The following is an 18,538-nucleotide window of genomic DNA, read 5'->3' on the forward strand; positions in this document are numbered from 1 at the left end:
CAGCTCCTTTTGCGTCCATTTTAAAAGGCAGTCCTAAGATGTCTTACCTTTTGGACTATTTTACACTTTAATAAAATATAATTCCAGAATATTTACTGTTTTTTACGAAAAATTAATATTTTTCCGAGAACGTACCCCCTTCATAATGGTTTATATACTTAATAATATGGTGTTAAACAGGTTAAATATGACAGTTATTAGAAAATTACAAAAATATAACAAAGGATAACTTTACTTTTACCCAGAGTTTACGAAGTGAGGTTATAAGGAGTAAAATAATATTCAAGTTTTCAAGTGGGGATTTAGAGTACAATAAGTACATCTTCGCGCTTAAGTATTCTTGGAAAGGGAATACCATCTTTATACATATAATAGTAAATTGGAGGTTTGGATGGATGACTTCAATCAATTGGGCACAGGAAGTAGAAAAAAGACAGAATGATTTAATTAAAGACGCTCAGGAACTCCTGAGAATCAAAAGTGTTCTTGACGAGGAAAATACGTCTCCGGAGGTCCCGCTTGGTGAGGGGGTTAAGGAAGCGTTGGACTTTTTGCTTCAGTTAGGTGAAAAGGATGGCTTCACTCCAAAGAATGTTGGCAATCTTGCCTGGCCATCTGGAGTTTGGACAAGGAGATGAAATTGTTGGTGTCCTTTGCCATGTCGATGTTGTCCCTGAAGGGGATGGCTGGTCAAGTGACCCATACGGTGCGGAAATCCGTGATGGTAAAATCTTTGCCCGTGGCGCTATCGATGACAAAGGGCCAACAATGGCTGCTTATTATGCAATGAAAATCGTTAAAGAATCAGGCTTGCCTCTGAACAAGCGGGTCAGGATGATCATCGGTACGGATGAGGAAAGTGACTGGCGCTGTGTTGACCATTATTTTGAACATGAAGAAATGCCAGCGATGGGCTTTGCGCCGGATGCTGACTTTCCTATTATCTACGCTGAAAAAGGAATTGCAGATTATGATTTGGTATCAAAAGGTGCCGGCATCGAAAAAGATAACTTTGATGCTGAAGTAATTGAATTTTCATCAGGCCGCCGCTATAATATGGTACCGGATTTTGCGAAGGCCGTGCTGGTTGTACAACAAGGACAAACGGATGTTGTTCAGCGATTTGATGAGTACAAAAAGAACAATGCATTGGATGGCAAGGCAACCGTTGAAAGCGGCAAACTGATCCTTGAGCTCGAAGGTGTTTCAGCTCACGGTATGGAACCAGACAACGGGAAAAACGCAGGCCTATATATGGCCGGCTTCCTGTCAGAATTGAACCTTGATGGAAGCAGTGAAAAATACTTTCAGTTCGTTGCCAAGTACCTTGGCAAAGATTCACGCGGCAAGGAATTGGGCGTCGCCTATACAGATGACATCACCGGAGATTTGACGATCAATGTTGGTAAGCTATCTTATACACGAGAAAACGGCGGCCGCGCCGGCTTGAATATGCGCTATCCAGTAACAACTGATCTCGAGAAGACAAAGGGAGTTCTTAATCAGGTGTTAGAGGCTGAAGGATTAACCATTGAGAACTTCTCAAACTCCAACCCGCATCATGTCGACGAAAATGACTTTCTCATCCAGACTCTGAAAAAAGTGTATGAAGAACAGGTCGGTAAAAAAGCGGAACTTATTTCTATTGGCGGCGGAACATATGCAAGGTCATTGAAGTCAGGTGTGGCATTTGGTCCACTTTTCCCAGGAAGACCTGATATCGCCCACCAGAAGGATGAATATATGATTATTGAAGATCTTCTTAGAGCAACTGCAATATACGCTCAAGCGATCTATGAATTGGCAAAATAAAAAAGAGATTACCGGAATTCAAGGAGGGGAAAAAGGTTGGAATATGTAATTGTAGACGGCGAGGTTCTTGACCGGAATATCGCCAAGGTAGACATTGAGGACAGAGGCTATCAATTTGGCGATGGTGTTTATGAAGTCATCCGGGTATATAACGGTAAGATGTTCACTGGAAAAGAGCATTTAAACAGACTTGTAGAAAGTGCTGAAAAAATCAGGATGAAGCTGCCATATAGTTCTGAAGAGCTTGAAACAAAAATGGAAGAGTTGATTTCAAAAAACGAATTAGACACTGGTATTGTTTATATGCAATTTACGAGAGGAACTTCACCGCGCAACCATGTTTTTCCCGGAGAGAATGTGGCGCCAACCTTTGTCGCATACACGCGCAAGGTGGCACGGCCTGTCGAACCGATGGGAAAAGGGGTCAGCTCAATCATTGATGAAGATATCCGCTGGCTGCGCTGTGACATCAAAAGCTTGAATCTGCTTGGGAATTTGCTTTCTAAACAAAAAGCGGCGGAAGCCGGCTGTTTCGAGGCGATCCTCCATCGGGGAGAAACCGTTACCGAAGGCAGCCATTCCAATATTTCGATTGTAAAAGACGGTGTGATTATCACTCATCAGGCCAACAATTTGATACTCAATGGAATCACAAGACAAAAGGTGCTTGAGATTTGCAGCAATGAGGGAATTCCTTTTGAAGAACGAGCATATACACTGGATGAATTATCCTCAGCAGATGAAGTCTTCTCATCTGGCACAACTGTTGAAGTGATGCCGATTGTTGAGATTGATGGTAAAACTGTGGGAAATGGCCAGCCAGGTCCAGTCACCAGAAACCTGCAAAACCTTTTTAAAGCAGAAATTGAAAGCCAGTGCGGCAAACTATAATCGTTAACCTGCAGCTATAAAGCTGCAGGTTATTATTTTTTAAATTCATTGTTTTGTTCAATGCGGATGTTTCCAGCGGGGGACAATTTTTACGAGAGCAGTTTTTCCATGAAATGCTCTTACGGTCACCAATCAGCTTCATTGGTGACCTATTTTTCCGTTATCTGGATTTTCAGGTCATCAATCGGCTTCATTGGCGACTTGTTTTTCCGTTATCTGGATATTCAGGTGGCTAATCAGCTTTATTGATGACCTGTTTTTCCGTTATCTGGATTTTCAGGTCAACAATCGGCTTCATTGATGACCTATTTTTCCGTTATCTGGATATTCAGGTGACCAATCAGCTTCATTGGTGATCTTTTTTCCGTTATCTGGATTTTCAGGTCACCAATCGGCTTCATTGGCGACCTGTTTTTCCGTTATCTTGATTTTCAGGTCAACAATCGGCTTCATTGATGACCTATTTTTCCGTTATCTGGATATTCAGGTGACCAATCAGCTTCAGTGGTGACCTTTTTTTCCGTAATCTGGATTTTCAGGGAGCAAATCGGCTTCATTGGCGACTTGTTTTTCCGTTATTTGGAATTTTAGGACATCAATCAGCTTCATTGGTGACCTTTTTTCTATTACTAGGCTTTTTCGGTCATCAAGCAGCAAGCAAAAAAATATTACATTTTTACATCCATTTTTAAATTATGGGGTTCGCTCCCTAAGAAAGGTTTTCCGCTTGCTTTGTTTTTTCCTGGCAGGAATGGGTATCATAAAAATATTTAAATCATCAGGATACCTGCTTTTGTTCATACTTAGACAAACTACAGCAGAATACCGAACAGGGGGAACAGAAATGAAAATCACTTCTGAACAGCATATTGAATTGCATGGATTCAATAATCTTACGAAATCATTAAGTTTTAATATGTATGACATCTGTTATACAAAGACAAAAGAAGAGCGTGAAGCTTATCTCGATTATATTGATGAACAGTATAATGCTGACCGGCTGACAAAGATACTCACTCACGTTTCAGATATCATTGGTGCCCATGTCCTGAACGTGGCCAAGCAGGATTATGTGCCGCAGGGAGCAAGTGTCACCATCCTCGTTTCTGAAGGACCGGTCGTCGAGGTTCCTGATGAAGCGTATGATGAGTCCCCAGGCCCGCTGCCGGACAATGTCGTCCTACAGCTCGATAAAAGCCATATAACTGTCCATACGTATCCGGAATTCCATCCGGACGAGGGAATCAGTACGTTCAGGGCAGATATCGATGTATCGACATGCGGGGAAATTTCGCCGCTGAAGGCGTTGCATTATTTGATTCATTCCTTCGAAACCGATGTCATGACAATGGACTATCGGGTAAGGGGATTTACTCGAGATAAAGATGGCAACAAACTGTTCATCGACCATGATATTAGTTCAATCCAAAACTATATCCCCGAAAATATTAAAAATCAATTCGATATGGTCGACGTCAATGTTTATCAGGAAAATATTTTCCACACCAAGTGCAAGCTTAGAGAATTTGATTTGGATAATTATCTCTTCGGTTATACAAAGGAATCACTATCTCCTGAAGAACGCGAAGAAATTACTGAAAGGATCCAGGCCGAGATGGAAGAGATCGTATCGGGAGTGACGCTCCATTCGGGAACGATTTTTGAAGATGAAGAGGAAGAAATCGAAGAATAACACAAATAAGGCGTGTGGCTGGCACATGTTTAAGACTGCAGACGAACTACCATTTGTCTGCAGTTTTTCTTGTTATCAAAGATAACATGGAAGCTCCCGAAAGATCCCCTTATGCAAGAGAACTCCTATACATAATGGTACTATAAATCCCGAAAGATCCCCTTATGCAAGAGAACTCCTATACATAAGGGTACTATAAACCTCGAAAGATCCCCTTATGCAAGAGAAATCCGATACTTAAGGGTACTAAAACGCTGAGAAGGGTGTATTCTCCTATAAAAAAACCCGCCAAACATATGGCGAGTTCTCTTCATGACTAATCTTCAAACCTGAACAAATCACTGGATAGATATCTTTCGCCTGTATCGCAGGCAATGCAGATGACGACTTCATCTGGCTTTAGATCCTTGGCGACATTGATGGCGGCGAAGCAGGCGGCTCCTGATGATGGGCTGACAAGGATGCCTTCTTCCCTAGCCAGTCTTCTTGCCGTTTCATAAGCATCTTCATCCTCGATTTTATGGATTTTTTCATACACATCCTGATTGAGGATTTCAGGGATGAAGCCTGGACTTGTGCCGACCAGTTTGTGCTTTCCAGGCTCGCCGCCGGATAGCACTGGCGACCCAGCAGGTTCTACAACGTGTACTGCCAGATCAGGGAACTCTTCCTTCAGAGCTTCGCCTGTACCGGTAATAGTCCCTCCAGTCCCAGCTGTAGCTACGAACGCGCTGAGCGGCTTTTTCAGCTCCTCCATCGCATTGATGATTTCTTTTGCTGTTGTTTTACGGTGGGCGTCTGGATTCGCACCATTTTCAAACTGCATTGGCATGAAGCTGTCTGGAATTTCTTTTACTAACTCTTCCGCTTTTTTGATTGCGCCGGGCATTTTTTCGTCACCTGGTGTAAGTACGACTTCTGCTCCATATGCTTTTAACAAATTGATTCTCTCTTCTGTCATCGTGTCAGGCATGACAAGAATCGCTTTATAGCCTCTTGCCGCGGCGTTCATAGCGAGCCCAATACCGGTGTTGCCGCTTGTTGGCTCAATGATCGTAGAGCCAGGTTTGAGCTTTCCTTCATCTTCGGCCGAAACAATCATATTGAATGCTGCCCTGTCTTTTACGCTTTTGCTGGGATTGAAGTTTTCAAGTTTTAGGTAAACCGACGCTCCGCCCTCAGGTGCCAACTTGTTCAATTTTACAAGCGGCGTTTCCCCAATTAATGAAGCAATATTGTTAACGACTCTCATATGATAGCCTCCTTGATCGATATCGACATGCTTAGTATTTCCATTTGCGTGAATAATTGATGATGAGCAATTGAAAAATAATGATAGCTTCTTCTTATCATATAAAAAATGACTATTCCTATCAACTTGTAGGGATTAGAAATGTTCATAAGGAAATTATCCCAATGTTCCTTACCATTTGCTACAATAAATTCAAGTGGACAAGAAGGGGTGCATTTGATTGACAGGTCAGCAAACACATTATTTCTATGCTCTCGAACTTCCTGGGGAGATAAAAGAAATCATGAAGGGCACAATCCACAGCCTGCAAGGGGAATTGCCTTTTAAAACCTGGGTACATCCACAGGATTTACATATTACGCTCGCTTTCCTTGGGAACGCTCCTGAAGAGAAAATAAAGGCTGCCAATGAACGGATAGAAGCAGCAATAAATAAAACAACAACATTTAAACTGGAGATCAATCATCTAGGCATTTTTGGCAGAAAGGACGCTCCAAGAATTTTTTGGGCAGGGCTAGAAAAATCCACGGAGTTGAATGAAGTAAGAGAAGCGGTATTTTCATCTTGCACGTCCGCTGGCTTTACCCTTGAGACACGCCCGTTCAGCCCGCATATCACTCTTTCCAGGAAATGGGCCGGAGAGGAAGCTTTCACCACTGACCAGCTTGAAGTATTAAACCCAATTAAAAAAGAATTTACTTTTCATGCCGAAAGAGTCGTTTTGTACAAGACTCATTTGGGGAAAAGTCCAAAATATGAACCAATAATACTATTCCCGCTTGCTTCCCGTTCTTGATTTGTATGGGAAGCAGGAATGAAGGCAGGTCAATCAATGGCACAATTAATCAAGCTTCAAGACTATGTATCACGCTATGCCCAGGACATTTACCTTTACCCCTCGAGATATGTCCGTCTGAAGAAAAAACAGTGGGAAGGGATTAAGCAAAAGTGGGAAAACGGTCCTGAAGCAACTATACTTACTGAGATAAAAGAAGAACAGCAGCCTAATAATATCCTTCATAAGCTCAAAAGCATCGTGCGCCAGCCGGATCCTGTACATGTGGAGAGTGCTCATGAGAACCTGGAAGATCAAGAGAATTTGATGGACACTGGTTCTTTGAGTTCACTCTCTAACATAAAAACGATCGAAGAATTGAAACATCATTTCCTCGATGGATTGCTGCCATTCCAGTTGAAATGGGCGAGCTCGACTTTGACGGAAAGATCCTTTATCGCAAAAGAATTCAACAGTGATCAGACATTGAAATTTTTGCTGCAGCGATTTCCTGATACCTTCCTCATTTTATATAAACCTATATTTTTATTGAAAAAAGCGCCGGTCGAGGCCGAGTTAATCATCATCACTCCTGCTGCAGCCATGTGCATTTCGTTCATCGAAGCCGAAGAGAATGCTGCTTATATCGGGTCAAAGGATCGCTTCTGGGTCAAGAAAACGAGAAATAAGGAAAAGAAAATTCTAAATCCATTGATTGCGCTCAATCGGACTGAGAAAATCGTCAAGACTCTTTTTGAGATGTACGATGTCGAGCTTCCTGTGCAAAAGCTGCTAATCAGCAGGAATGGATTCTTTGACTATCCACTTCAACCATATGGGGTCCAATTCATTGAAAAACGCAATTTTGAGGAATGGTTCATGTCCCTGAGAGGCATGAAATCTCCATTGAAGCATATGCAATTAAAAGCAGCACAGGTCCTTCTGCAATACTGCCAGACAACATCCGTCAGAAGGCTTGAATGGGAAAACAATTCAAAGAGCGAATAGTAAATTATAAACCTAATAAATAGATAAAGGTTGATCATATGGAAAAGATTTATTTTATCGTCAACCCCAATGCGAAAAATGGGAGCTGTCGGGAGATTTGGAGAAACATAGAGAAAGAGCTGGAGAATCTGGACATTCCATACCTTGCATTTTTCACTGAGTATTCGGGGCATGCGCAGGAGCTTGCAGAGTCTATTGCCCGAAAGGCTGACGGAACCCCAGAGGTGATTGCAGCTGTCGGAGGGGACGGTACACTGCATGAAGTGGTAAACGGCGTTGCATCATATTCAAACATAACGGTCGGTTTCATTCCTGGCGGTTCAGGAAACGATTTCTCAAGAGGCTTTGAAATACCGAAAAAGGCAGTTCATGCTTTAAGTTTAGTGCTTGAAAATTATGGCGGCAAAACTGAAATCGATATTGGAAAAATTCAGCACAATGAATTACAGAAAACCTATTTTATGAATAATATGGGAGTAGGCTTTGATGCGGCAGTTGCGAAGGATTCAAACGAGTCAAGTATGAAGCAGCTTCTGAACCGTTTTTCACTGGGCAGGCTGGTCTATGTGTATATCCTTGTCAAAAAACTGCTCACCTTCAGGACCATTCCAATAGAAGTGACGACTGATGGCAAAGTGTACAAATACAGCAACGCCTGGTTTGTCACCGTTTCAAACCAGCCATACTACGGAGGGGGTATGAAGATTGCGCCTGTGGCTCTCCCGGATGACGGAATTCTTGACATCACTGTCGTGCACCAGATTTCGAGATTGAAGCTGCTATTGGTTTTCGTCAGTGTATTCTGGGGAAAGCATACAATGTTCCGGGAAGTAGAGCAGTTTACAGGAAAATCGATCACGATTGAATCACCTGATGAAGTTCTAGCTCATGCAGATGGTGAAGCGATCGGATATACACCGCTGAAAATCCAGGCATGTCCAAAGGCCTTGAAAATTCTATCTGGTAAAAACAATAAGGGGCATACCGAGGAGTTGAAAATAAATGATTGCCATTGAAAGGGATTTTAACGCCTATCTTGATCAAATGGATGTTATTACTGTATTGCTTCCTTATTCTTATTTTAAAGGAACCTCCAATGAGTTCCGGCTAAAAGGAGAAGGCGTTGATTTGCCATTGGCAATCCAAGAGAAAGTATTGCTGGAGGATGCAGTAAAATACATTTGCTTATCAAGTATCAGGCCTGAGATAGGCAAAACCTACGAAGTTTTGGATGAGAATGGCGGTCAAACGGATCTGCAAATCGGAGCAGTCATCCGAACAGAAGAATTTGATTCACTATTTTTTTACGGCGGCGATGATCTTGGTGTCAGCTACTCACGTGATAAAGCTCTTTTCAAATTATGGGCTCCTACCGCTGCAAAAATGAAGCTCAAGTTTTTTAAGGAAGGTGACCCAAACCCCAAGCTTATCGATATGACTAGGATTGATAAAGGCGTATGGAGCATAGAGGTAGCCGGGGATTTGGAGCTTTACCGCTATTCATTCCTGGCATGTATCAATCTTGAGTGGAGAGAAGCTGTGGATCCTTATGCCACTGCTTTAACAGTCAATGGTGGGTATGGCGTCGTGATAGATCCGGAAAAAGCAAAGGGAGCACATATTGATGTCCCGAAAATAAAACAGCCAGTTGATGCAATCATCTATGAAGCTCATATCAGGGACCTGACGATGCACCCGAACAGTGGAGCTGTAAATAAGGGAACATACCTTGGAGCAGCGGAAACGGGAACAAAAAGCGAAACAGGAATTGAGACCGGGCTTTCCTATATTAAAAATCTCGGTGTCACACATATTGAACTGCTTCCATTCCATGATTTCGAGGGAGTAGATGAACTGGATCCGGACAGGGAATATAACTGGGGATATAATCCGGTTCACTATAATGTGCCGGATGGCAGCTATGCTTCTGACCCTTTTGATCCGTATAATCGGATTATCGAGCTGAAGCAATTGATTTCTTCTATCCATAGCCAGGGAATGGGAGTGATTATGGATGTTGTCTATAATCACGTCTACATCCGTGAGGAATCCCCTTTTGAAAAAATTGTTCCAGGTTACTTTTTTCGTCACGATGCATATGACCTTCCCTCAAATGGAACCGGAGTGGGGAACGATATCGCATCCGAAAGGCTGATGGCGAGAAAATACATCGTTGACTCTGTTATGTTTTGGCTGAATGAATTTCATGTTGATGGCTTCCGTTTTGATTTGATGGGCATTTTGGATATCGAGACAATGACTGCTGTCAGGAATTCGGTCAATAGCGTGAGTTCCGACATTTTGATCATTGGGGAAGGCTGGGATTTGAATACACCTCTCCCGCCTGATCGGAAAGCCAATATTTCGAACCAGGCAAAATTGCCAGGAATAGGGCAGTTTAATGATTGGTTCCGCGATTGTATTAAAGGCAGTACTTTTAACATTTATGATAAAGGCTACGCATTAGGGAACGATCGTTACCTGGAAGCGGCAAAACAGGTGATGGCTGGCAGCATTGGAATCGGCAAGCGAAAACATGGCCTGTTTTTGCAGCCGGGACAAACCGTGAATTACATTGAATCACATGATAACCATACATTGTGGGATAAGCTGAAAATAAGTGACCCAGCCCAGGATGAAACTATATTAAAAAAGCAGCACAGGCTCGCGACATCGATGGTATTACTGGCCCAGGGAATCCCATTTCTGCACAGCGGCCAGGAATTTTTCAGGTCGAAGAACGGAATTGGAAACAGCTACCGGTCTCCAGATGAAATAAACTGGATGGATTGGGACCTGCGTGATGCAAATATGGGTAATGTCGAATACATCAAAGGGATCATCGATATCCGTAAATCAAACGAAGCTTTCCGGCTTCCTGACAGTGAACAAATCCGCAAGCAAATGGAATTTTTCTCCTTGCCAGCACCGTTGATCGGCTTTTCGCTGATAGAAATAAAACCAAGTGAAAATTGGAAAAAAATTCTCGTGTTTCTAAACCCATTAATGGATCAGCAACTTGTACAACTCACTGAAGAGGCGAGATGGAATGTCCTCGCCGACCATGAAAAAGCTTCAGCACAGCCATTTCGCCATATAGAAGGAGATCAGCTGCTGCTGGAGCCATGCTCGCTGTTTGTGCTGGCAAAATAGAGTGACTGACTAATAGTTCACTGTCAAGTGCTTACCGATGTTGTCTGTTTTCTTTTTAATCGTTTTTTCACAAATTTTAATTTAGGTTCCATGGGGTTGACGTACTCAACCTCTAGGGGATAAAATTTATAGGATAGCTATTGTTCCTATCAATAGCTGTCTTTTTATTTCCGATAATAAGTATAACAACAGTGAATTTTGATTTTAAAGAATCCATTTCCGGTTTTAGCATAAGGGAAATAGTGATAAATGAAGGTGACTAACTTTGGAACATTTATTTGGACAGGATTGGGAGATCGTTCCTGCAGGTGGTGCAACCGGTGCCGCTTATTTTGCGCAGCATGAAGAACAAAGGCTTTTCCTAAAACGCAATTCATCCCCTTTTCTTGCTGTTCTCTCCGCAGAAGGAATTGTACCCAAGCTTGTTTGGACAAAAAGGTTAGAAAACGGAGATGTCATTACGGCACAGCAATGGATGAATGGTGGAGAGCTGAAGCCCGGGGATATGAACAATGACCGTGTGGCCAAGCTGCTGAAGAAAATCCATGCTTCAGAACCGCTTCTAGGAATGCTTACGAGGCTGGGAAAAAGCCCGTTGAAACCCGAAATGGTCCTTCATGCCCTGAATGAGGAATTGGATGATGAACTTCGCGGGAAGCAGGCTGTTATAGAATCGTGGACGTATTTGACTGCAAACGTTAGCCATATTGATGTGGACGAAAAGGTCGTTTGCCATTGTGATGTAAACCATAACAACTGGCTGCTTACCGAAGACAACCAGTTGTATTTAATTGACTGGGATGGGGCGATGATTGCTGACCCTGCCATTGACCTTGGACTTCTCCTGTATTCCTATATACCGGTAGAGGAATGGGAGGAATGGCTGGATAAATACGGCATCATCCTGACAGAGAACCTTAAGCAGCGTATGAAATGGTATGCACTTGCACAATCACTTTCAGCAATCCAGTGGCATAAAAACCAGAATCGCATTCCTGAAATGGACAAGTGGATTGATTTTTTAAAAGCACTTATTTAACTTTTACGAAAAACTTCCGATATCATTAACCCATTGTGACAGCTGACCCTGATTTGTCTGGATATGCTGCTCCATGTCAGAGGCGTTGACGCCATGTTGGCTATACTGATAAACATCCTGAAGAATCGATTTAATGTTGCCGTCAACATTTGTGTTGACCATCAGCGATTTAATCAGGCGTTCCAATTGTTGATACTCCGCAACTGAACCACAGCAGTCAGTCTGCTGGTTGCTTAATATATCCTTTAATAAATTTACCTGATCTTGGTGGCTTAAAGGCACAATGATCACCCTTTCGTTTTAAAGGAATTCACATATAGATTGTGGATTCCTTTTTGTGTTTATGCAGCCAGGATAAATTTCATCTTGAAAACATATGGGTTGCATGATATTGTTTGAAACGAATGAAAATAGTACAGAGGTGTCAATATGAGACTAAGAAACAAGCCTTGGGCTAAAGATAAATTACTTCAGTATTCAAATTTTGTAATTCATGGACCGGAACAGCACCGTGGAAAATGGGGTCAAGTTTTTGAAAAGGATCAGCCCCTCCACATTGAGATTGGAACAGGAAAAGGCCAGTTCATCACTGGAATGGCTAAAGCGAATCCGGACATTAACTATATCGGCATTGAATTGCAGGAAAGCGTCATCGTCAGCGCGCTGGACAAGCTGATTGAAGAAGATTTGCCAAACTGCAAACTGATGAATGTTAATGGTGCTGAGCTTGCCAAGTACTTTGAGAGCGGAGATGTCAGCCGAGTTTACTTAAACTTCTCTGATCCTTGACCAAAAACTCGCCATGAAAAGAGAAGGTTGACTTACAAAACATTCCTTGACGTATATGAATCCATTCTTGTGAAAAATGGAGAAATCCACTTCAAGACAGACAACCAGGGATTATTCGAGTACTCCCTAGTCAGCTTCTCGCACTATGGCATGAAGCTTAACTATGTCAGCCTCGACCTTCACAACAGTGATTACGAAGGCAATGTCATGACCGAATACGAAGAGAAATTCTCCTCACGCGGCAGCAGGATTTACCGCTGTGAAGTTCAATTTATCTCTGAATAATGAAGACCAACAAACCGGCGATTTTAGTATCGACCGGTTTTTTTGAACTGAAAAAAAAAAACGTGTTAATTTCCATTTCGCCAATAAAAATGTGAAAACCGCTAATAAAAATTTATTTTCGCCAATAAAAATAATTTATCGCCAATATAATTGTGAACTCCGCCAATAAAATAGAAATCCAATTGAATGGACTAAAAAATTCACCATATTTCCCTCTCACCTAACCAAATACAAGCTGAATTATTTAAAAATTAAGAATCCAAGTGTTACAATCAAGTAAAAAAGGGGGATTCATTATGGAAAAGCTTGAGCTTCGGAATGTAAAGCTGGAGTGGCTGAACGGCGGAGTCACTCATCTTGATGGCGGCGCGATGTTTGGGGTTGTGCCAAAACCGCTATGGTCCCGGAAATATTCTGTTAATGACAAAAACCAGATTGAGTTGAGAACAGATCCAATTTTCATCCAGGCTGATGGAAAGAATTTTCTTGTTGAAAGCGGCATTGGCAATGGAAAACTGAATGAGAAGCAAAAACGCAATTTTGGAGTGCTTGAGGAATCAAGTCTGGATTCAGAACTGAATCGACTTGGTTTATCGACTAAAGATATTGATTATGTATTAATGACACACATGCATTTTGATCATGCCTGCGGATTGACGAAGGATACAGACGGGGAACTTGTTTCGGTTTTCCCGAACGCGAAAATTATCACTTCCCAGGTAGAGTGGGATGAGATGCGCAATCCAAATATCAGGTCAAAGAGTACATACTGGAAAGAAAACTGGCAGGGGATTGAACAGCAGGTTGAGACTTTTGAGAAGGAATGGTCATGTGGACCAATTAAAATGATCCACACTGGTGGCTATAGTGATGGACATTCAATTCTGATTATTGAAGATGAAGAGATGACAGTGGTTCACATGGCTGATATCATGCCGACACATGCTCACCAAAATCCTCTCTGGGTCATGGCTTACGACGATTACCCGATGGATTCAATTTTCGCCAAACAGAAATGGCTTGAATTTGGAATCAGCAGGGACGCCTGGTTCACTTTTTACCATGATGGTGTCTATCGTGCAGTTAAATTCGATCAGGATGGGAAAATAACAGAGACGATTGCGAGAAAAAAATAGACCTGCATCCGCAGGTCTGGAATTTCCTTTAAGCTAATGGGTATGCATCGAGAATAGCTCCAGTCGATGCATCAGCAATAAATTCATATTGTTCCACCTTGCCATCGATATTGCGGGAGATGCCACCTTTATATACCTGGTAATCAAGGGGGGCAATTGAATAAGGCTCGGCAGTCATATTGATCCATGAGCCGCTGATTGGCCCTGATTTTTTAAAAGCTGCCTTTGCATGATTCAGCACTCTATCAGCTGACACGGTTTCTTTTTGTGAAGCAAGTTCCTTTACAGCATACGCACCCGCCAAGCCGGCGCCAACGCCAATGAAAAAGGCTTTCCAGTTCATAGTCAAGGACCTCCAAGGTTAAATATGGAATTTCAAGTTACCTTCATCATAACAAATCACACAGGTGGAGCAAAGAAATAATGCACGCAAAAAAACGTGTATGTCAGGATTAAGACTGGCAAGGATAATGAATGTTCTGTAAAATGGAATCTATAATACATAATCTTTAGTAAATCTAAATTTTTAGTGCGAAGGAGAAGTTAAATGAACGAGCAAACATTGAGCCTGTTTAAAACACTGACAGAACTGCCTGGAGCCCCGGGCAATGAGCACGCAGTACGGAAATTCATGCGCGAGCAATTAGAACAGTATTCTGATGAACTGATCCAGGATAAACTTGGCAGTGTTTTCGGCGTTAAAAAAGGTGACCCGAACGGACCGAAAATCATGGTTGCAGGCCATATGGATGAAGTTGGCTTCATGGTTACATCCATTACGAAAAACGGGATGATCAGATTCCAAACACTTGGCGGCTGGTGGAGCCAGGTGCTTTTGGCACAGCGCGTCCAGATCATGACGAATAATGGACCGGTAACAGGTGTAATTGGTTCGATTCCGCCGCATCTGCTCGATGAGTCAAAACGTAATAAGCCGATGGAAATCAAGAATATGCTGATCGATATCGGTGCAGATGATAAAGAAGATGCCATCAAGATTGGCATAAAACCAGGACAGCAAATCGTACCAATTTGCCCGTTCACTCCAATGGCAAATGAGAAAAAGATTCTTGCTAAAGCCTGGGATAACCGCTATGGCTGCGGCCTGGCAATCGAGCTTTTACAAGAAACGAAGGACATCCAGCTGCCAAACATGCTGTACTCTGGTGCTACAGTCCAGGAAGAAGTAGGCTTAAGAGGCGCACAGACTGCAGCGAACATGATTGACCCGGACATCTTCTTCGCATTGGATGCAAGTCCGGCTAATGATATGTCAGGAGATAAGAATGAATTTGGCCAGCTAGGCAAGGGGACGCTGTTGAGAATCCTTGACCGCTCAATGGTTACGCACCGAGGCATGAGAGAGTTCATTCTTGATATGGCAGAAACGCATGATATTCAATACCAGTACTTCGTTTCCCAGGGTGGCACGGATGCAGGAAGAGTACACACCTCCAATCAAGGAATTCCAAGTGCTGTAATTGGTATCTGCTCACGCTACATCCATACGGCAGCATCCATGATCCATGTCGATGATTATGCGGCAGCCAAGGAACTGCTCGTGAAGCTTGTAAAGGCGGCAGATAAGACAACTGTGGAAACAATCAAGCAAAACAGCTAATGAAAATTAGAAGTGAGGGGCAGATAAAACTGTCCCTTTTTCACTCTGTAGATATAAACTTTAACACTTGGTTTAGTGTCTAGCTCCAGCGCTTGTCGCGGCTTACCAAGGCGCTTGCGCTTTTCTCATGGCATGAAAGGTGGCACAATTAATGCGAGTTGCAGTGGGTTCAAAGAATCCGGCTAAAATAAACGCTGTAAAAGAAGCTTTTAACGAGTATCAGTACAAAATCATTTCAGTCGATGCTGGATCTGGGGTAAGCGAACAGCCAATCTCTGATGAAGAAACGATCAAAGGGGCAGTCAACAGCGCCATACACGCGGCAGAACAGGGTGAAGCTGAAATCGGCATCGGTCTCGAAGGTGGCGTCCAGCAGACACCTTATGGACTGATGCTTTGTAATTGGGGAGCTCTTGCAGTGAAAGGAATGGAGCCCATCATTGCGGGAGGCGCCAGAATTCCGCTTCCCGAAGAAATTGCCCGGCAATTATTACTAGGTGCCGAACTTGTCCCTGTCATGGATGAGTATGCCCAGAAACAAAACGTCCGAAAAAACGAAGGCGCAGTCGGGATCTTCACAAATGGACAAATCAACAGAAGCGAAATGTTCACTCATGTCATGAAATTGCTATTAGGACAATATGAATATCAAATAGGGCAAAGTAAAAAAACAGTCTAATAGCTGTTTTTTTTTTTGTTAATCTAGTTCCATATGAACTTACAAAAAGGCAGGAGAATTGTTCTGCATAAGTGCCTAATGGAAGATTTATCGACAAATTTCTGAAAAATACTATAAATTCCAACAAAAATTGCTCGGCAAGCCTTGTCACCCGTTAAACAAGAAAGGTATGATAGAAAAGAAGTGGTTAAGTCCTTACCAAGGGGGAAAAAAGTATGATAAAGTTCAGAAGGGCATTTGGGCTTACTTTAGTAGGATTATTCCTGTTAAGCGCTTGTTCTGCCTCTTTTTCCGAACAGAAGGCTGAAATAAAAAAGGAAGTTGCGTCTACTTTTGAAAGCCAACCAGAAAAAACCAACACTAGTACTAAAGATATAGATTATTACTTGCCAGCGGATGTCAAGGTGGAGAAAGAATCACCGAATAATGTATTGCTCAAAGATGAATCAAAAACATATATCCTTTTTTATAACCAGCATGAAAAAGAAGATAGTAAAGTCGTCTATAATTCCACTTTGAAGCAACAGAAGGAATGGGACGCTAATGAAACATTCACGAAAGATGGCAAATTTGGCTATATGCTTGTAAAAGAGCTGAAAGAAAACCATTTTCAACTAATTGTCGGGATCGGCGGCGTCAAGCTGACTACAGAAACCGAGAATGTAAGAGAAGATGCAGAAGCAATGATGCAAATTGCTAACTCTGTGAGTATAAAATGACGCCATTCTATTGATGGCGTTTTCTTTAATGAATAAGAAAGAAAATTTTTGTGCTTAGATTAGTGTCCAGCTCCAGCGCCTAGCTCCTCGAGTCGCTTCGGTCCGCTCAGGTGAAGACAAAGAACGACTTCACTGATCGACCCTCCAGCGCTTGTCGGGGCTGACCAAGGCGCTTGCGCTTTTCTTAGTCCAGCTCCAGCGCCTAGCCCCTCGAGTCGCTTCGGTCCGCTCAGCTGAAGTCAAAGAACGACTTCACTGATCGGCCCTCCAGCGCTTGTCGGGGCTGACCAAGGCGCTTGCGCTTTTCTTATTTCCCGTACGTACGCTGGCAAAAAGCTTTGATCAGATTAGTTTCTTTTTTTTCAAAGCATGGGTAAAATAAGTGAAGTACAATGAGATTTTCCCGGGAGGTTTTCTTATGAAAAACTTGGAATCAATGGAACAGTTCGAAGCGTTGAAAAACGATGGTAAACATATATTTTTATTCACTGCGGGCTGGTGCCCTGACTGCCGTGTAATCGAGCCGGTATTACCTGAAATTGAAAGCAAATACAGCGAATACGAATTCGTGTCTGTGGATCGTGATGACTTCATCGATCTTTGCATCCAGCTCGATGTATATGGAATTCCCAGCTTTGTTGCTTTTGAAAACGGCACGGAACTTGGCCGTTTTGTCAGCAAGAACAGAAAGACACAGTCTGAAATCGAAAAATTTATTGAAGGCCTTGCCTGATTAATCAATTCCCTCCATCTTTTGAGGTGGAGGGAAATTTCATGTAAAATGAGTTGCAGAAATTCCTGAAGAAATGGAGGGATAAGACAATGGATAGCAGAAAAATGCGGAAAGAGTTGGAGAATCGGCTTCAACATCCTGACCGGACTTTTTCCTATGACCGGGAAAAGGATCAGTTGAGAATTGAAAATAAAAACACTGGCCGTGGCATCACCATTGCCCTGTCTGGGATTGTCGCCAAGTGGCAGGATCAAAAGGAAAAAGCGATTGATGAGGTTGTCTATTATGTATCAGAAGGTCTAGATGCGATGGAGAGTCAGCTGGAGCTGTCAGGACAGGAAAAAAATATTTTTCCTGTCATTCGTTCAACGTCATTTCCATCTGAGGCCGAGGAAGGGATTCCGTTCCTTTATGACAATCATACCGCGGAAACAAGGATTTATTACGCTTTGGATTTAGGCACTACATACAGGCTGATTGATGCGAAGCTTTTGAAAAAAGAAGGATGGTCAGCGGAACAGGTTCGCGAGACGGCTTTGTTCAATGTCCGTTCACTCTCCGTAAAATTAAAAGAGGACCGTGTGGCTGAAAACACATTTTATTTCCTGAATTCTAATGACGGCTATGATGCCAGCAGAATTCTTAATACAAGTTTTTTGAATGAAATGAAGAAAAAGATGAAGGGAACCATGACTGTGGCCGTTCCCCATCAAGATGTTTTAATCATCGCAGATGTGGAAAATAACACAGGTTATGATATATTAGCCCAGATGACGATGAGCTTTTTTGCGAGTGGAAGAGTGCCGATTACTGCCCTAAGCTTCCTATATGAAGATGGAGAATTGGAGCCAATCTTTATTTTAGGTAAAACAAAAAAGGAATAGTTACGAAAGAACCGAAAGCCCGGAATTAACGGGCTTTTTTCCATGTTCTAGTTCCAGCGCTTAGCCCCT

16 protein-coding genes and 2 pseudogenes are annotated in these 18,538 nt (G+C 42.5%); 15 read left to right on the forward strand and 3 right to left on the reverse strand.

The features are described 5' to 3' along the window. Positions 1 to 395: 395 nt before the first annotated feature. The 3 genes and pseudogenes from pepV (at position 396) to speD (ending at position 4,396) form a co-directional block, all read left to right on the forward strand. Positions 396 to 1,812, forward strand: a pseudogene (gene pepV, locus LC048_RS03360) (dipeptidase PepV). Positions 1,813 to 1,848: 36 nt separating this feature from the next. Further along, positions 1,849 to 2,703, forward strand: coding sequence for a D-amino-acid transaminase (gene dat, locus LC048_RS03365; protein ID WP_226602833.1), 855 nt, complete (start codon positions 1,849 to 1,851; stop codon positions 2,701 to 2,703). A gap of 844 nt (positions 2,704 to 3,547) precedes the next feature. Next, positions 3,548 to 4,396 (forward strand): adenosylmethionine decarboxylase, encoded by an 849-nt coding sequence (gene speD / locus LC048_RS03370; protein WP_226602830.1) that lies wholly within the window; start codon positions 3,548 to 3,550, stop codon positions 4,394 to 4,396. Between the two features lie 316 nt (positions 4,397 to 4,712). Here speD and cysK read toward each other — a convergent pair whose 3' ends face one another. Next, entirely contained in the window at positions 4,713 to 5,648 is a 936-nt protein-coding gene (gene cysK / locus LC048_RS03375) for a cysteine synthase A (RefSeq protein ID WP_306049435.1), read from the reverse strand. A 220-nt stretch (positions 5,649 to 5,868) separates the two neighbouring features. Here cysK and thpR point away from each other — a divergent pair, with 220 nt between their 5' ends. From thpR to LC048_RS03400, 5 genes are all read left to right on the forward strand, one after another. Continuing rightward, positions 5,869 to 6,444, forward strand: a complete 576-nt coding sequence (thpR, locus tag LC048_RS03380) for an RNA 2',3'-cyclic phosphodiesterase (protein WP_226602827.1) — start codon at positions 5,869 to 5,871, stop codon at positions 6,442 to 6,444. A gap of 36 nt (positions 6,445 to 6,480) precedes the next feature. Continuing rightward, positions 6,481 to 7,431 carry an NERD domain-containing protein gene (locus LC048_RS03385; protein ID WP_226602825.1) on the forward strand — a complete coding sequence of 317 codons (951 nt, stop codon included), beginning with the start codon at positions 6,481 to 6,483 and terminating at the stop codon, positions 7,429 to 7,431. Between the two features lie 38 nt (positions 7,432 to 7,469). Then, positions 7,470 to 8,447 (forward strand): diacylglycerol/lipid kinase family protein, encoded by a 978-nt coding sequence (locus tag LC048_RS03390; RefSeq protein ID WP_226602824.1) that lies wholly within the window; start codon positions 7,470 to 7,472, stop codon positions 8,445 to 8,447. Continuing rightward, positions 8,434 to 10,584 (forward strand): type I pullulanase, encoded by a 2,151-nt coding sequence (gene pulA, locus LC048_RS03395; RefSeq protein WP_306049437.1) that lies wholly within the window; start codon positions 8,434 to 8,436, stop codon positions 10,582 to 10,584. Before LC048_RS03390 ends, pulA begins: the two co-directional genes overlap by 14 nt. 265 nt (positions 10,585 to 10,849) lie before the next feature. Further along, positions 10,850 to 11,623, forward strand: coding sequence for a phosphotransferase family protein (locus LC048_RS03400; protein WP_226602820.1), 774 nt, complete (start codon positions 10,850 to 10,852; stop codon positions 11,621 to 11,623). Between the two features lie 3 nt (positions 11,624 to 11,626). On the opposite strand, the gene LC048_RS03405 is transcribed toward LC048_RS03400, so the two are convergent. Continuing rightward, the gene (locus LC048_RS03405; protein ID WP_226602819.1) at positions 11,627 to 11,905 is read right to left on the reverse strand and encodes a YtzH-like family protein; all 279 of its coding nucleotides are present in this window, start codon (positions 11,903 to 11,905) and stop codon (positions 11,627 to 11,629) included. Positions 11,906 to 12,052: 147 nt separating this feature from the next. Between LC048_RS03405 and trmB the strand changes: the two are divergent. Both trmB and LC048_RS03415 read left to right on the forward strand, forming a co-directional pair. Further along, positions 12,053 to 12,697, forward strand: a pseudogene (gene trmB, locus LC048_RS03410) (tRNA (guanosine(46)-N7)-methyltransferase TrmB). A 296-nt stretch (positions 12,698 to 12,993) separates the two neighbouring features. Next, entirely contained in the window at positions 12,994 to 13,833 is an 840-nt protein-coding gene (locus LC048_RS03415; RefSeq protein ID WP_306049440.1) for a YtnP family quorum-quenching lactonase, read from the forward strand. Between the two features lie 28 nt (positions 13,834 to 13,861). Here the strand turns inward: LC048_RS03415 and LC048_RS03420 are convergent, their stop codons facing one another. After that, positions 13,862 to 14,176 carry a PepSY domain-containing protein gene (locus LC048_RS03420; RefSeq protein WP_226602813.1) on the reverse strand — a complete coding sequence of 105 codons (315 nt, stop codon included), beginning with the start codon at positions 14,174 to 14,176 and terminating at the stop codon, positions 13,862 to 13,864. A gap of 204 nt (positions 14,177 to 14,380) precedes the next feature. Here LC048_RS03420 and LC048_RS03425 point away from each other — a divergent pair, with 204 nt between their 5' ends. The 5 genes from LC048_RS03425 (at position 14,381) to LC048_RS03445 (ending at position 18,469) form a co-directional block, all read left to right on the forward strand. Then, entirely contained in the window at positions 14,381 to 15,454 is a 1,074-nt protein-coding gene (locus LC048_RS03425) for a M42 family metallopeptidase (protein ID WP_226602812.1), read from the forward strand. Between the two features lie 151 nt (positions 15,455 to 15,605). Further along, a complete protein-coding gene (locus tag LC048_RS03430; protein WP_306049442.1) occupies positions 15,606 to 16,133 on the forward strand; it encodes a DUF84 family protein in 528 nt (175 codons plus the stop codon). A 215-nt stretch (positions 16,134 to 16,348) separates the two neighbouring features. Beyond that, positions 16,349 to 16,852, forward strand: a complete 504-nt coding sequence (locus LC048_RS03435; protein ID WP_226602810.1) for a hypothetical protein — start codon at positions 16,349 to 16,351, stop codon at positions 16,850 to 16,852. 418 nt (positions 16,853 to 17,270) lie between these two features. Further along, positions 17,271 to 17,585 (forward strand): thioredoxin family protein, encoded by a 315-nt coding sequence (locus LC048_RS03440; RefSeq protein ID WP_226602809.1) that lies wholly within the window; start codon positions 17,271 to 17,273, stop codon positions 17,583 to 17,585. A gap of 89 nt (positions 17,586 to 17,674) precedes the next feature. Beyond that, positions 17,675 to 18,469 (forward strand): DUF1444 domain-containing protein, encoded by a 795-nt coding sequence (locus LC048_RS03445; protein ID WP_226602808.1) that lies wholly within the window; start codon positions 17,675 to 17,677, stop codon positions 18,467 to 18,469. The last annotated feature ends 69 nt before the right edge of the window (positions 18,470 to 18,538 follow it).

It is taken from the genome of Mesobacillus subterraneus (assembly GCF_020524355.2).
Taxonomy (GTDB): Bacteria; Bacillota; Bacilli; order Bacillales; family Cytobacillaceae; genus Mesobacillus; species Mesobacillus subterraneus_C.